General features: G+C 59.4%; 17 protein-coding genes and 1 pseudogene. 12 read left to right on the forward strand and 6 right to left on the reverse strand.

Going from position 1 to position 12822, the window contains the following annotated elements:
* Window positions 1–97: 97 nt before the first annotated feature.
* Complete coding sequence (locus J1D76_RS18925) at window positions 98–1090, forward strand: pyridoxal-phosphate dependent enzyme (protein WP_421139811.1); 993 nt, start codon at window positions 98–100, stop codon at window positions 1088–1090.
* On the opposite strand, the gene J1D76_RS18930 is transcribed toward J1D76_RS18925, so the two are convergent.
* Window positions 1084–1404, reverse strand: coding sequence for a DUF2388 domain-containing protein (locus J1D76_RS18930; RefSeq protein WP_421139812.1), 321 nt, complete (start codon window positions 1402–1404; stop codon window positions 1084–1086). The two genes, J1D76_RS18925 and J1D76_RS18930, sit on opposite strands and share 7 nt — an antisense overlap.
* A gap of 207 nt (window positions 1405–1611) precedes the next feature.
* Here J1D76_RS18930 and J1D76_RS18935 point away from each other — a divergent pair, with 207 nt between their 5' ends.
* The 4 genes and pseudogenes from J1D76_RS18935 (at window position 1612) to J1D76_RS18950 (ending at window position 4062) form a co-directional block, all read left to right on the forward strand.
* A complete protein-coding gene (locus tag J1D76_RS18935) occupies window positions 1612–2208 on the forward strand; it encodes a DinB family protein (protein ID WP_421139813.1) in 597 nt (198 codons plus the stop codon).
* A gap of 121 nt (window positions 2209–2329) precedes the next feature.
* Window positions 2330–2760 (forward strand): annotated as a pseudogene (locus J1D76_RS18940) (aldo/keto reductase); the annotation flags it as partial.
* Window positions 2761–2830: 70 nt separating this feature from the next.
* Window positions 2831–3628 (forward strand): SDR family NAD(P)-dependent oxidoreductase, encoded by a 798-nt coding sequence (locus J1D76_RS18945; RefSeq protein WP_421139814.1) that lies wholly within the window; start codon window positions 2831–2833, stop codon window positions 3626–3628.
* A 23-nt stretch (window positions 3629–3651) separates the two neighbouring features.
* Window positions 3652–4062 (forward strand): SRPBCC family protein, encoded by a 411-nt coding sequence (locus J1D76_RS18950; RefSeq protein WP_421139815.1) that lies wholly within the window; start codon window positions 3652–3654, stop codon window positions 4060–4062.
* A 199-nt stretch (window positions 4063–4261) separates the two neighbouring features.
* On the opposite strand, the gene J1D76_RS18955 is transcribed toward J1D76_RS18950, so the two are convergent.
* Together J1D76_RS18955 and J1D76_RS18960 are read right to left on the reverse strand one after the other, a co-directional pair.
* The gene (locus J1D76_RS18955; protein WP_421139817.1) at window positions 4262–5665 is read right to left on the reverse strand and encodes a sensor histidine kinase; all 1404 of its coding nucleotides are present in this window, start codon (window positions 5663–5665) and stop codon (window positions 4262–4264) included.
* On the reverse strand, window positions 5643–6326 hold the full coding sequence (locus J1D76_RS18960) for a response regulator transcription factor (protein ID WP_421139818.1): 684 nt from the start codon (window positions 6324–6326) through the stop codon (window positions 5643–5645). Before J1D76_RS18960 ends, J1D76_RS18955 begins: the two co-directional genes overlap by 23 nt.
* A gap of 278 nt (window positions 6327–6604) precedes the next feature.
* Here J1D76_RS18960 and J1D76_RS18965 point away from each other — a divergent pair, with 278 nt between their 5' ends.
* The 3 genes from J1D76_RS18965 to J1D76_RS18975 all read left to right on the forward strand — a co-directional run bounded on the left by J1D76_RS18965 (window position 6605) and on the right by J1D76_RS18975 (window position 8989).
* Window positions 6605–7534: a hypothetical protein gene (locus J1D76_RS18965; RefSeq protein WP_421139819.1), complete on the forward strand. Its 930-nt coding sequence runs from the start codon at window positions 6605–6607 to the stop codon at window positions 7532–7534.
* 605 nt (window positions 7535–8139) lie between these two features.
* Window positions 8140–8544 carry a TraR/DksA family transcriptional regulator gene (locus J1D76_RS18970; protein WP_007907888.1) on the forward strand — a complete coding sequence of 135 codons (405 nt, stop codon included), beginning with the start codon at window positions 8140–8142 and terminating at the stop codon, window positions 8542–8544.
* A gap of 241 nt (window positions 8545–8785) precedes the next feature.
* On the forward strand, window positions 8786–8989 hold the full coding sequence (locus J1D76_RS18975) for a hypothetical protein (protein WP_421139820.1): 204 nt from the start codon (window positions 8786–8788) through the stop codon (window positions 8987–8989).
* 9 nt (window positions 8990–8998) lie between these two features.
* Here J1D76_RS18975 and J1D76_RS18980 read toward each other — a convergent pair whose 3' ends face one another.
* The 3 genes from J1D76_RS18980 to J1D76_RS18990 all read right to left on the reverse strand — a co-directional run bounded on the left by J1D76_RS18980 (window position 8999) and on the right by J1D76_RS18990 (window position 10007).
* Complete coding sequence (locus J1D76_RS18980) at window positions 8999–9235, reverse strand: DUF2789 domain-containing protein (protein WP_421139821.1); 237 nt, start codon at window positions 9233–9235, stop codon at window positions 8999–9001.
* A 132-nt stretch (window positions 9236–9367) separates the two neighbouring features.
* Entirely contained in the window at window positions 9368–9598 is a 231-nt protein-coding gene (locus J1D76_RS18985) for a hypothetical protein (RefSeq protein WP_421139823.1), read from the reverse strand.
* Window positions 9599–9758: 160 nt separating this feature from the next.
* Window positions 9759–10007: a hypothetical protein gene (locus tag J1D76_RS18990; RefSeq protein ID WP_421139824.1), complete on the reverse strand. Its 249-nt coding sequence runs from the start codon at window positions 10005–10007 to the stop codon at window positions 9759–9761.
* 435 nt (window positions 10008–10442) lie between these two features.
* Between J1D76_RS18990 and J1D76_RS18995 the strand changes: the two genes are divergently transcribed.
* From J1D76_RS18995 to J1D76_RS19010, 4 genes are all read left to right on the forward strand, one after another.
* The gene (locus J1D76_RS18995; protein WP_421139826.1) at window positions 10443–10892 is read left to right on the forward strand and encodes a hypothetical protein; all 450 of its coding nucleotides are present in this window, start codon (window positions 10443–10445) and stop codon (window positions 10890–10892) included.
* Entirely contained in the window at window positions 10892–11095 is a 204-nt protein-coding gene (locus J1D76_RS19000; RefSeq protein ID WP_421139827.1) for a hypothetical protein, read from the forward strand. Before J1D76_RS18995 ends, J1D76_RS19000 begins: the two co-directional genes overlap by 1 nt.
* A 118-nt stretch (window positions 11096–11213) precedes the next feature.
* Window positions 11214–12227: an ABC transporter substrate-binding protein gene (locus J1D76_RS19005; protein ID WP_421139829.1), complete on the forward strand. Its 1014-nt coding sequence runs from the start codon at window positions 11214–11216 to the stop codon at window positions 12225–12227.
* Between the two features lie 101 nt (window positions 12228–12328).
* A complete protein-coding gene (locus J1D76_RS19010; protein WP_421139830.1) occupies window positions 12329–12766 on the forward strand; it encodes a DUF3995 domain-containing protein in 438 nt (145 codons plus the stop codon).
* The last annotated feature ends 56 nt before the right edge of the window (window positions 12767–12822 follow it).

Below are 12822 nucleotides of genomic sequence, written 5' to 3' on the forward strand. Positions count from 1 at the left end.
GGGTGAAACCAGGTGAACTAAACTTGCAAGAGAGGACCGTTCACCGCGGGGCTCGTCGACCTGTTTGGCGAGCCGGCGGCGCGTAACAGGAACTGCCATGCTTCACATCAGAACGCCTTTGATCCTGTATCCCGGCCTGTCGACGCCGACCCGGCGCATCTGGCTGAAACTGGAAAACCTGCAACCCAGTGGCTCGTTCAAGCTGCGTGGCATGGGCTTGCTGTGCAGTCGCGCCAAGGAGCAAGGCAAGCGCAAAGTGGTCTGTCCATCAGGCGGGAACGCGGGACTGGCCACCGCCATGGCCGCCGCCCAACTGGGGCTGCAAGCTTGCATCGTGGTGCCGAACACCACCCCGCAAAGCACCCGGGCCCGGATCGCCAGCGCCGGTGCCGAGGTGATCGTCCAGGGCAAAGTCTGGGACGAAGCCAATCAACGGGCCAAGGCGCTTGCCGACAATGCCGACAGCGAATTCGTGCCGGCTTTCGACCACCCGGTGTTGTGGGAGGGGCACTCGACCCTGATCGACGAAATCCTTGAAGACTGCCCACAAGTCGATGCAGTGGTGACGTCAGTGGGCGGCGGTGGATTGCTGGCGGGGTTGCTCACCGGACTAATCCGGCATGGGCGCACTGATTGCCGCATCGTTGCCTGCGAGACCGAGGGCGCGGCGTCGTTTGCCGCCGCCATCGTGGCTGGGCATCCGGTCAAGTTGCCGAAAATCGATACCGTCGCCACCTCCCTGGGTGCCGCGCAAGTGGCGGCCTGGCCCGTCGCGCATATTATTGAATTCCCCCACGACTGCGTGGTGCTCAGTGATGACGATGCCATTCTGGGTGTGGTGCACTATGCCAATGATTTGCGCCAACTGGTCGAACCGGCATGCGGGGTCTCACTGGCGATTGCCTACCTCGACCACCCGGCAATTGCCGAGGCGCACGATGTGGTGATCGTGGTGTGCGGTGGGGTTAGCATCAACGCACAACGGGTGGCCGGGTGGGCCCGACTGTCCACCGGCACGCACGCCAGGCAGGGCTGGAAACGCACTCCAGGTGTCACAAGCCCCACCGTTGGCGCGGGTGATCATCACTGATCGGCGGCCACACCCTCCTGCACGAGGATGGCGCGAGCCAGGTCTTCGTCGCTTGCGTTGTTGAGGGCGGGGTTGTCCTGGCGGAGCTTTTTCAGCACCGACTCCAGGTAGGCACCACGGATCGCACCGCCGCTGGCGACGAAGCTGGAGGCGTCATCCCGGGCGGGAATCATCATTTTGTGATCTTTGAACGTCGAATACAGCGAGGCGGAAACCCCGGCGGACGTGGCGACATCGCCGGCATCCACTTTGGCCAGGGCGGAACCTGCGGGCAAACAAAGGAGCAGGGAAGAGATGATAAATAGACGGCGCATGACGGTGTCCTCCGACAGCTTGAAGCATAAGGGAAGTACCACATCATTTAGGATGCGCGGCGATCGCCGAGAGTTCCCTGGTGCCCGTGGTTCGATGTGAGAATCGCAGGCGGTTGGCCCGCAGACGACCGATGATCAGCGTTGGCGATGCCCGGCGGCCATCGGGTCTATGCTAGGGAGTGCGCTTACCGCCATCGGAGAACTCTGATGATCACCGTACGCACGGCCTGCCTGCTGGCCGATTACAAGCGCTGGGCCAACCAGCGTCTTTTTGACAGCCTCGCGGCATTGCCGCCCGGGGAAGTCAGTAAGGATCGGGTGTCGGTATTCAACAACATGCTCGGTACCCTCAATCACGTCTACGTCGTGGACTGCATCTGGAAGGCCCACCTCGAAGGTCACGGCCATGGCTTCAAGACCTCTCATGACCTGCTGTGTGCCGACCTGGATGATTTGCGCAGGGCACAAAAAGACCTTGATCACTGGTACTGCGACTGGAGCGCCCGGCAAACCGATGCGTCGCTGGACAAGCCCGTGGAGTTCACCTTCGTCTCGGGCGAAAGCGGCACCATGAGCGCCGGCGCGATGCTGATGCACGTGGTCAACCACGCCAGCTATCACCGTGGCTGGGTGGTGCAGATGTACTTCGAGATTCCGGCGATGCCACCGGTGACCGACATGCCGGTGTATCTGCGCGAGTCTGAGCCGATGCGTTTGCGGTCGGTCGATGTGGCGATCGTGGAACCATCCAGTGCCGTGCAATATTCCAGTGCCACCAGCATTTTGCCTGATCGCTATCGCTGACCCGCTTTGTTGTGCCCCCACAAATCCGGAGCTGGCTTGCCAGCGAACGCGGCATGTTGGAAGGTATCCTTTTCGGATGTGCCGGCCCCTTCGCTGGCAAGCCAGCTCCTACAGGATTTTGAGTCGACCCACCGTTCATGCTGCCAGGGACGCCGGCGTGCGTTATTTCGATACCGCGCCATTCTATGGCTCGGGTCTGTCGGAAATTCGCCTTGGCGCCGCGCTGTCGCGCTATAACCGTGGCGACTACGTGCTCGGCAGCAAGTCGGCCGGGTGATCCTCGATGAAGTCGAAGACACCGGCGCCCGGGACCTTAAAAAGCGGCGTGTTCGAACACGGTCGCCCAAACAGGATCATCAATGATTACAGCGCCGACGCTGGGGCCTGGGCGTGAACAAGGTCGAGCCCTGCGAATTGACCCTTGATCTGAGCGAAGCACCACCGGACGGCTTTCTGTTGGCGGGCCGCTACACTCTTCTCGACCATGACCGCGCCTTGCAACGTTTGATGGACGCGGCCCTGGCACAGAACGTCGATATCGTGGTCGGTGGGCTTGGCAGGCAATGCGTGAGGCGAAGCTGGTTTCCGAGCGCGCACCTTTACCCATTATTGGAGCTTGAGCATGAAGATTGATTTGAGCGGAAAATTGGCCATCGTCAGCGGCAGCACCGCCGGCATTGGCCTGGGTATCAGCAAGGCACTGGCCGAGGCGGGCGCCACGGTGGTGGTGATAGGCCGCGACACGGCCAAGGTCGAGCAGGCGCTGGCGAGCATTCGCCAACAGTTGCCCGATGCGCAATTGCGCGGCGTGACCGCTGACCTCGGCACCGCCGAAGGCGCGGAAAAACTGTTCGCCGCCGAACCACAAGCGGACATCCTGGTGAACAACCTCGGAATCTTCAATACCGTGGATTTCTATGACGCCCCGGACAGTGAGTGGACGCGCTTCTATGAGGTCAACGTGATCTCTGGTGTGCGCCTGTCTCGGCACTACACGCCGCAGATGGTCGAGCAGGGTTGGGGGCGGGTGATCTTCCTGTCCTCGGAATCCGGCGTGGCGACACCGGCGGACATGATCAACTACGGCGTAACCAAAAGTGCCAACCTCGCGGTGTCCCATGGTTTGGCCAAGCGCCTGGCCGGGACTGGCGTGACCGTGAATGCGATCCTGCCCGGGCCGACGTTTACCGATGGCCTGGAAGACATGCTCAAGGACGCCACCGCCGAATCCGGACGCAGTGCCCGCGACGAAGCCGATGCGTTTGTGCGCAAGGCCCGGCCGACCTCGATCATCCAGCGTGTGGCGGATGTCGCGGAAGTCGCCAACCTGGTGGCCTACATTGCTTCGCCGCTGTCCTCGGCCACCACCGGCGCCGCCTTGCGGGTTGACGGCGGTGTCGTTGACAGCCTGGCTATTTGAATCCTTTTGACGAGAGCGCATTCATGGCAACTGCATCAGCCTTCATCGACATCCCGGCTTCGGCCGAACAGGTCTGGCAATTGATTGGTGGTTTCAATTCGCTGCCGGACTGGCTGCCGTTCATTCCCAAGAGTGAACTCAGCGACGGCGGCCGCGTGCGCAGCCTGCAAACGGCGGATGGCGCGGTCGTGATCGAACGGCTGCAGGCGTTCGACAACGCGGGGCAAACCTACAGCTATTCGATCGTGGAGGCACCGTTTCCAGCGACGGATTACCTGGCCACGATCAAGGTTCAAGCCCAAGGGCAGGGTGCGCGAGTGACCTGGTCTGGGCGGTTCGAACCGGTGGGTGTGAGCAACGAAGAAGTGGAAGCGTTATTTACCGGCATCTATCAGGGCGGGCTTCAAGCATTGCGGGCCAACTACCCAGCCTGACCGTCAAAACACCCATCCTCTGTGGGAGCGAGCCTGCTCGCGAAGGCGGCGTGTCAGCCAACGTGTTTGTTGAATGAGCAGTCGCCTTCGCTGGCAAGCCAGCTCCTACAGTGGATTTGTGCCGTACCGCCATCTGTGGTCACCCAAAACCCTGTAGGAGCTGGCTTGCCAGCGAAGGGGTCATCAGCTCCAACACTGTTCAAGCCTGTGGAATCAAACTCTCTCGACAATCGAGCACCAATCGCGCGCCACCCAGTTCGCTGCTGCCAACCTCCAGCGTAAACCCGTGCAGGCTGACGATCGCCGCGACGATGGACAGCCCCAGCCCAAAGCCGCTTTTCTGGTTGCCCGCCTCGGCGCGATAGAAACGCTGGAACACCGCTTCACGTTCCACCTCGGGAATGCCTGGCCCGGAGTCGAGGACTTCGATCCGCGTGTGCCCGCCATCATTGACCCCACGCAAAATCACCGCGCCACCGGACGGTGTGAACTTGATCGAGTTGCTTAACAGGTTCGCCACCGCTTCGAACAGCAGCGCCCGGTCGCCATTGAGCAGCGGCAAGTTCGCCGGCACATGCAGCTGGAACACCAGGTCGTCGTCCTCCGCCAGCGGCAGAAAAAACTCATGCAGTTCTTGCAGCAACGCCACCGGGTCCACTTGCACGAAACCGGAGCGACGCCGGCGGTCTTCCAGTTCGGAAATTCGCAGCAGGCCACGAAAGCGGGCCATCAGGGTGTCGGCTTCAGCCAGCACCAGGTCCAGTTGCAGCGCTTGCGGTGAGCCTTCGCCGGCCTGTTGCTGCATGCGGTAAAGCTGCGCCCGCAGGCGGGTCAACGGCGTGCGCAGGTCATGGGCAATGTTGTCGCACACGCCCTTGACCTCATGCATCAGGCGCTCGATGCGTTCGAGCATGGCGTTGACGATCGCCGCGAGCATGTCCAGTTCGTCACGCCGATTGGACAAGGGCAATCGTTGACTCAGGTCACCCGCGACGATGGCTTCGGCACTGACCTGGATCCCGCGAATGCGGCGCAATGGCCGACGCCGCAACAAGTACCAACCGATGATGCCGGGCACGATGGTCAGGGTCACACCCCAGAGCAAGGCGTGCAGGATGATCCGGGTCACCGCAAACAACGAGCCGTTGTCACGCACCAACACCAGCCAGCGGCCATCGAGAGTGCGGGTCGCTACGGCGTCGCAACTGTCGGCGGGCAGTGTCTGGTCTTCATTGTCGTCGGAGGCGTCGCAGTCGCTGAGCATGTGGATCCGGCCATCGAGTGGCAAGCCGTCCGGTATGTAGCGCAGGGCACCGCTGAGGTAGCGATGTTGCGCATCGAACAGGCCATAGGCGTCGATGCCGCGGATGTCGAAGGTCATGCTGACGGCGAGGGCGTCGACCAGCTGCTCACCGGAGAACCGCGAAAACAGGTGCTGGCGTTGCATCAGCGAATGCTTGGCCAGGTTGTCCAGGTAGGCGGAAACCTCGTAGTACATGACCCCCATGAGGATCCCGCTCCAGATCACGAACAACGAACTGTAGAGCGCCAGCAAACGGCTGCTGGAAGAACGCCAACCTTTAGACGGGTTCGGCAATGACATAACCGGAGCCTCGCACGGTCCGAATCAATGGGACATTGCCAGGCGGGTCGATCTTCTTGCGCAGACGGCCAATGTGTACGTCGATCAGGTTGGTGCCGGGGTCGAAGTGGTAACCCCAGACCTCTTCGAAAATCATCATCCGCGACAGGATCTGCCCGGTGTTGCGCATGAGGAATTCCAGCAATTTGTATTCGGTCGGCAACAGCGTCAGCAACTCGCCATTGCGGCTGGCCTCGTGGCTGATCAGGTTCAGCTCCAGATCTGCCACCCGCAGGGTGGTGGCCTGGGCGGTCACGGTGTTCTGCCGGCGCAGCAACACTTCAACCCGCGCGGCCATCTCATCGGTAGCAAAGGGTTTGGTCAGGTAGTCGTCGCCGCCGGCGCGTAAACCGCGCACGCGCTCATCGACGTCGGACAGCGCGCTGATCATCAGGATCGGCGTCGCCACGCCCATGGTCCGCAGCGTGGTGACAATCGCCAGGCCATCGAGCTCGGGCAGCATGCGGTCGAGGGTGATCAGGTCATAGTTGCCGCTGACCGCACGTTCCAGTCCTTCGCGGCCATTGTCGACCCAGTCGACTTCGAGGCCGTGGTTGCTCAGTTCAGCGACTATTTCCCGGGCGGTCACGGCGTCGTCTTCGATGGTCAAGATGCGGGTCATAAAGCGGGCCTGATGAGTTGTTCACAACGTTGTGCGGCATTTTGCCAAGAAACGAGGGCGTTCTTACTAAATAAAAGTTCATGGATATTCCAGGCTTGGGTCAATGCATAAAACCCGCTGGGTCTAACGGTTCGTTGCATATTGCATGGTCTGTAAAAGTTCAAAGTTAGTAACCCATTGAAGTGGAACGAATTATTTGAAGTAAGCGAATGGCACGGTGACTGCAATGAAGTGTAGGTGAGTTGTAACACCATCTTTCTGCCTGGAGCGACATAACAATGAATAGATCCTCTGATGGTTTCTACCCCTCCGTGGATGAGTCGACCACGCTCTCGGGCGTGTCCTGGGGAGCGATATTCGCCGGTGCCGCTGCGGCGGCGGCGTTGTCGCTGATCCTGGTATTGCTCGGCTTCGGCCTGGGCTTTTCCGCCGTCTCGCCTTGGGCCAATGAAGGCGTGAGCGCCAAGGGCCTGGGAATCTCGACCATTGTCTGGCTGGCCTTCACGCAAATTGTCGCTTCGGGCGCCGGCGGCTACCTCGCCGGGCGGCTGCGGGTGAAGTGGGCGTACATGCACGGTGATGAAGTCTATTTTCGTGACACGGCCCATGGTTTCCTTGCCTGGTGCGTGGCGACGCTGGTGACGGCGACGCTGGTGGCCGGTTCGGTCAGCAGTCTGGTCAGTGGGGGTGTGCAGGCCGGGGCGAACATGGTCGGTGGTGCCGCCAGTGCCGCGACCCAGGCGGCAGGCACTGCCGCGGCCAATACCAACAGCGACCAGTACGGTTATTTCGTCGACAGCCTGTTCCGTGATGATCGTCCCGCTGCCGTCAGCGACGATGCGGCCCGAGGCACTGTCACGCGCATTTTTGTGCGTTCGTTGAGCGTGGGTGGCTTGACGCCTGAGGATCGCACCTATCTGGCGCAAATGGTCGCACAACGGACCAACCTGACCCAGGCCGACGCCGAACGCCGTGTCGATGACGTGTATGCCCGGACCCAGAAAGCCCTGGCCGATGCCAAGACCGCCGCGCAACAGGCCGCTGATACCGCTGCGAAAGTAGCGGCGTGGACCACGCTGTGGATGTTCGTTGCGTTGCTGGCCGGTGCGTTTTTCGCCAGCCTTGCCGCGACCTTCGGTGGTCGTCGTCGGGACACCGTGGTGTATCTGGAAACCGACACCTACGTCACCACTGCACCGATCCGTTAATCCAGGAGAACTACCATGCGCTCACTACTGCTGTTTTTTCTCGGCGTGCCAATCCCGATCATTATCCTGATAGCGTTGTTTATGCACTGAATCGACTGAAGTTTGCAAAAAGCTTCGCGGGCAAACCCGCTCCCCCAGGTTCAGCATGATCCTTGTGGGAGCGGGCTTGCCCGCGAAGACGGCCCATCAGGCAAAACAAATCAGTCAGTCAATCGGCGTACCGACAAACACCTCAAGCCCCTTCCTTTATATGGCCATTTCGGGAGGGACAACCTTAGCTGAGGTTCAGCGCCCTGCAAATGAAGGTGAAATATGCCGCGTGCAGCCGTTTGTCTTCTATATACAGCCGCTCGATTGAATTTCTTGCTATAAACGCACTCCGATTACCGTTCCAAAGCCTGCCGTAGAGCATTTTCCGGGCTTTGTCGGACAGATTCGCAGTCTTTTCGGTTGCTGAGGCCTCAAGTCGGCCGTAGACTGCCGCCCCTCGTAAATTGAGTGCCGGGTGGCGCTTGGAACACACGGCGCCTTTCCGAAGGCCAGACCAGGTCTGCCGGAACGCTCCCCTTATTCGCCTTAATGCACGTTTTTTTATAGAGATATCAATGACAAAGGACAAGTTGCTGGCCATGCCGGCGGATGACTACATGAATGCCGAGCAACATGCTTTTTTCTCCGAGCTGTTGCAGAACATGAAAGTCGAAACCCATGAGCGCATCGAACAGAACCGCATCGCCATCGAAAGCCTGGACACCCCGGCCGATCCGGCAGACGCGGCGTCGGTCGAAGAAGAGCGCACCTGGCTGGTGAACGCGATCGATCGCGACCAGCGCATGCTGCCTCAGTTGGAACAAGCCCTTGAGCGCATCAAGGAAGACAGCTTCGGCTGGTGCGACGACAGCGGCGAGGCGATTGGCCTCAAGCGCCTGCTGATCAGCCCGACCACCAAGTACTGCATCGAAGCTCAGGAACGCCACGAGCAAATCGACAAGCACCAGCGTCAGGCCTGATTTTGCAAGACAGCCCGGGTAATGCGGGCTGTCTTGAAAAGATCGCAGCCTCCGGCAGCGCCTACCTCGTTAACGTAGGCTGTTGCAGGAGGCTGCGATTTTGCGTTCTGTTGTCTGCGATTTTTCGCCAGATTGTTACCAGCCCTGCAACGAACCTGTGCAGGCGGTGTGCTGTTTCCTCGTTGAAAAACTAATTAACATACCTACTAATTAGGTTGCTAATTAAATTCGAGAGGTCAGCATGCAAAGCAAAGTTGATGTCGCGGTCATGATCGGCAGCGGTGTTCCCGCCAATTTGCGTTCCATGGGGCGCAGGGTCTGTTGGGTGGTATTGCTCAATGGCGAACGTCGGGGGACGGCGTATTCCAGCCGCGATGAAGCGCAAGAGTGCAAGGCTGCCTGGTTGGCGCAGTTGAACGTCGAAAGAGCCGGCAGCCTGCGTTGAACCTCGCGGTCAGTATGACTGGTGCATGCGCAGGTTCAGGTCATCGACCACCCGCGCCCAGTCGGCATCCTCGCGCAATTGTTCCTTGAGGAAACCGGCCTGTTGCGGTGACCAGAACTCGGCATCGATGAGTTTCTTGTCGTCGGGCAGGGAGTGGCTGGCAATGAAGTCGTCTATGGCTTTTTGGCTGGAGTCCAGGCCGAGTTGGTCGAACAGGCCTTTGAGGTCGTGGGTCGGTGATTCCATCTTCATCTCCTTGCAGGTCATCAGTCGGGTCGAGAAGCAAAGCGCGGTGTCCTGACTTCGAGGGCGCCGCACGGACAGAGTTCGATCACGATGTTCCATTGCAACGGTGAGCATAGACCGTCAACCCGGCGATCAGGCCTTGAGTGCTCCTGCATCGACCGCAGCCTTCAGTTCCCGCGCCGATTCCTGGGCCGCTACGGCGGCGATATCGGAGGATTTGAACCAGCGATCTTTTTCGACCTGATGATACGTCACGGTTTTCAGTGGTGGTTTGGCGCGCATGACAATCACGGCCTGGAACTCGCCACCGACTTCTCTGGCTTCGCCCCGGATAAAAAACTCGCCGATATCAAATTCCGTCACGTTGCAGACTTCCCCTGGAAATATATTGTTGTTGTCTACGCAGCCCGATTTCTACGGAAGCGTTTTATTAGGCGGGCAGTATGGCAGTAGTTGCCCGTCGATAGCTGAGATAAGTCGGCGGGCAGACGAAGCGTCGTGGAAAATGAATGCGGCGGGCCTGTCAACAACGTGATTCGAGAAAGCGGGCGAGGGCGCAGGCTTCGTTATGGTTGGTGCGGAAACCTCTGACACTGCCCGTAGAAATATCCTTGATATGAAAGAAGGCATGGCCGGCCATCACCACCCGGAATCGCGGGCGCGCCGGGGCATCGTTCAGCAGTGCAGCGGTGTGGGACGCCGGCGGGTGCGAGAGCGGGGCCGCCAGGGTGTCTGGCATCAGGGGATAAGCAAAGTGTGTCAATGTGCACATATGAAGTCCTTTTCATTGTTTTACCGACGTATGTACGTCGTTTTGGCTAGTCTGCAAGCGCGTCGCTGCTCTAGAATCACCCTCACTGGTGGGGGGGGAATGGTGTTTATCTAAAGCAATTTTTTGCGGACGATATGTAGGAAAAGTGTTTTTCTTTATGAGATTTTTCCCCGAAGTTTATAGTCCATAATTTTCTGGCAGCAGGAAGGGTGTTTTCCTTCAACCTGTGACGAATACCAGGCAGGACGATGCGAGTGAGGTTCCAGTAGTCTTCTCAAGCTTCGTGATGAATGAGTGCACTGCTCATTCAGGACTTCAATGCGGGTTCTTTGCGACACCTTCGGCATTGCCGCTTTTTTTGGCTGTGGGTTTTTTTCGCGCACGGCACCAATTTTCAGATGTGGGGATGTTTCCTTGGCAGTAAGTAATCTCGATATGCATGCTTTGTTCGTGCTGGGTGATTTGCGCGCAAAGCTGGTCAAGCAGTTTCAGTCACGTTTCGTCTACATCACCGAACAGAATGCCGAAGGCATTTACATTGCCGAAATCGACACCGAAGAAGCGTTGGTGGTGGATGACAAGCCCGGTCTCAAACTCAAGGTGGGCGATCACTTCAGCGCCTCGGTACTGCCCAGTCGCGAAGGCGGCAAACTGGACATCAGGTTCCGCGACATCAAGCTGACGGTATACGGCATCGGCGATTACGCCTTCGTCACTTCGGCGGACGGGCAAGGGGTTGTCTTCAAGGAAGGTCACAGCGTGGTGATGGTGTTTGCCGCCCATCAACAATTGCAGGAAAACCTGACCAAGACCCTCAAGGCCGTGACCGCCAAAGCGGCCAAGTGGCGCAAGGGCGAACTGGTGACCTTCAAGGCCAGCGAGTGATGACCCTGGCCCGCGCCGATTTCCACGAACAGAACCTGGCCAGTGCTCAAGACGAAGCGCGGCGGCTGTTCGGGCAGAAGTCCATTCTGCAAGGGGCCTGGCTGAACTGGGTGGCGTCACAGCTTTACCAACTGCAACCGGCGGAATACGCCAGCATGGTCAGACGAGAGCTGGCGCGCTTGCAGGAAATTTCCGAAAACTGATCCATGCCCCTCAAAAGCAGGAACCTCTACTACAGTCAGTGGACTGAGTATTCAGAGGCTTCGCGGTCCACTGCCAGGCCATCCTGCTATTGCTGAGAACAGCACGAGGTGCAAAAGCATGAACGGATTTCGACGGTTGCTGGCCGTTGCCCTGGCCACTTTCGCAATGCTGGTGACGCCCGTCCCGGCATTTGCCGCCCAGGCACCCATCCACTTCGCCGACCTGAACTGGGAAAGCGGCAGCCTGATTACCGACGTCCTGCGCATCATTGTCGAGAAGGGCTACGGACTACCGACCGATACTTTACCGGGCACCACCATCACCCTGGAAACCGCACTGGCCAACAATGACATCCAGGTCATCGGCGAAGAGTGGGCTGGGCGCAGCCCGGTGTGGGTCAAGGCGGAAGCCGAGGGCAAGGTCGTCAGTCTTGGCGACACGGTCAAGGGGGCTACCGAGGGCTGGTGGGTACCGGAATTCGTGATCAAGGGCGACCCGGCCAAGGGTATCAAGCCGCTGGCACCGGACCTGCGCAGCGTCAGCGACCTGCCGAAATACAAAGACGTGTTCAAGGATCCGGAAGCGCCGACCAAAGGCCGCTTCCTTAACAGTCCCATCGGCTGGACCTCGGAAGTGGTCAACAAGCAGAAGCTCAAGGCCTACGGGTTGGACGACAGCTACGTGAATTTCCGCAGTGGTTCGGGTGCGGCACTGGATGCGGAGATCACGTCGTCGATCCGTCGCGGTAAACCGGTATTGTTTTACTACTGGTCGCCTACACCGTTGCTCGGCCGCTTCAAGCTGATTCAACTGGAAGAGCCGCCTTTCAATGCCGAAGCCTGGAAGACCCTCACCGACGCCGACAACCCCAACCCGCAACCGACCCGCTCGCTGGCCTCGAAACTGTCCATAGGTGTGTCCACGCCTTTCCAGAAACAGTACCCGCAGATTGCCGAGTTTTTCACCAAGGTCGATTTCCCTATCGACCCGCTGAACAAGGCGCTGGCCGAGATGAGCGAGAAACACACGCCACCGCGTCAGGCGGCAGAGGCCTTCATGAAGGCCCACCCGGACGTCTGGCAGGCCTGGGTGCCCAAGGACGTCGCGGATAAAGTCTCCGCCGGAATGTGAGCGGGCGCGGGTATGAGCTTTTGGTCTTGCACTCGCCCGCGCACTTGTGAAAAAGCCGACTAGCCTGTTCTGTTCATATCCCTTTCAAGGATCTCTGAACCATGACCTTGCTGTTGGCTCAATGGCTGGTGACGATCTTCGCAGTGATCAGTCTGGTCCATGTGTATTGGGCGTTGGGTGGTGAGTGGGCGGCAGTGGCAGCGGTGCCGCAAGTGCCGCAGGAGGGCAGTGCGCAGCTCAAGCCAGCGTTCAAGCCGCGCGGCTGGATCACGCTGGTGGTGGCGGCGGCTTTGTTGTTGATTGCGGTGTTGGTGTGCTGGCGGGTGGGGTGGTGGCTGCCACCGTTGCATCACTGGTCGTTGCAGTGGGTGATCAGCGCCATTGCGATTTTGCTGTTTGCCCGAGCCATTGGCGATTCGGAGCTGGTGGGTTTTTTCAAAGAGGTCAAGGGCTCGAAATTTGCCCGGCTCGATACCTGGGTGTATTCGCCGTTGTGTGTGGTGTTGGGGGCAGGGCTGTTGGCGGTGGCCTGGGCTTGAAGCCAGCGGGTCTACCGCTATCGCGAGCAGGCTCGCTCCTACAGAGGGCGGCGTAC

It is taken from the genome of Pseudomonas sp. NFX15, from assembly GCF_049132105.1.
GTDB lineage: Bacteria > Pseudomonadota > Gammaproteobacteria > Pseudomonadales > Pseudomonadaceae > Aquipseudomonas.

What these genes read in the sequence shown, in the direction of transcription:
- J1D76_RS19005 (WP_421139829.1), top strand. Translation starts at nt 11,214, where the DNA reads ATGAACGGATTTCGACGGTTGCTGGCCGTTGCCCTGGCCACTTTCGCA.
- J1D76_RS19000 (WP_421139827.1), top strand. Translation starts at nt 10,892, where the DNA reads ATGACCCTGGCCCGCGCCGATTTCCACGAACAGAACCTGGCCAGTGCT.
- J1D76_RS18955 (WP_421139817.1), bottom strand. Translation starts at nt 5,665, where the DNA reads ATGTCATTGCCGAACCCGTCTAAAGGTTGGCGTTCTTCCAGCAGCCGT.
- J1D76_RS18945 (WP_421139814.1), top strand. Translation starts at nt 2,831, where the DNA reads ATGAAGATTGATTTGAGCGGAAAATTGGCCATCGTCAGCGGCAGCACC.
- J1D76_RS18950 (WP_421139815.1), top strand. Translation starts at nt 3,652, where the DNA reads ATGGCAACTGCATCAGCCTTCATCGACATCCCGGCTTCGGCCGAACAG.
- J1D76_RS18965 (WP_421139819.1), top strand. Translation starts at nt 6,605, where the DNA reads ATGAATAGATCCTCTGATGGTTTCTACCCCTCCGTGGATGAGTCGACC.
- J1D76_RS18930 (WP_421139812.1), bottom strand. Translation starts at nt 1,404, where the DNA reads ATGCGCCGTCTATTTATCATCTCTTCCCTGCTCCTTTGTTTGCCCGCA.
- J1D76_RS18970 (WP_007907888.1), top strand. Translation starts at nt 8,140, where the DNA reads ATGACAAAGGACAAGTTGCTGGCCATGCCGGCGGATGACTACATGAAT.
- J1D76_RS18990 (WP_421139824.1), bottom strand. Translation starts at nt 10,007, where the DNA reads ATGTGCACATTGACACACTTTGCTTATCCCCTGATGCCAGACACCCTG.
- J1D76_RS18975 (WP_421139820.1), top strand. Translation starts at nt 8,786, where the DNA reads ATGCAAAGCAAAGTTGATGTCGCGGTCATGATCGGCAGCGGTGTTCCC.
- J1D76_RS19010 (WP_421139830.1), top strand. Translation starts at nt 12,329, where the DNA reads ATGACCTTGCTGTTGGCTCAATGGCTGGTGACGATCTTCGCAGTGATC.
- J1D76_RS18935 (WP_421139813.1), top strand. Translation starts at nt 1,612, where the DNA reads ATGATCACCGTACGCACGGCCTGCCTGCTGGCCGATTACAAGCGCTGG.
- J1D76_RS18980 (WP_421139821.1), bottom strand. Translation starts at nt 9,235, where the DNA reads ATGGAATCACCGACCCACGACCTCAAAGGCCTGTTCGACCAACTCGGC.
- J1D76_RS18960 (WP_421139818.1), bottom strand. Translation starts at nt 6,326, where the DNA reads ATGACCCGCATCTTGACCATCGAAGACGACGCCGTGACCGCCCGGGAA.
- J1D76_RS18995 (WP_421139826.1), top strand. Translation starts at nt 10,443, where the DNA reads ATGCATGCTTTGTTCGTGCTGGGTGATTTGCGCGCAAAGCTGGTCAAG.
- J1D76_RS18925 (WP_421139811.1), top strand. Translation starts at nt 98, where the DNA reads ATGCTTCACATCAGAACGCCTTTGATCCTGTATCCCGGCCTGTCGACG.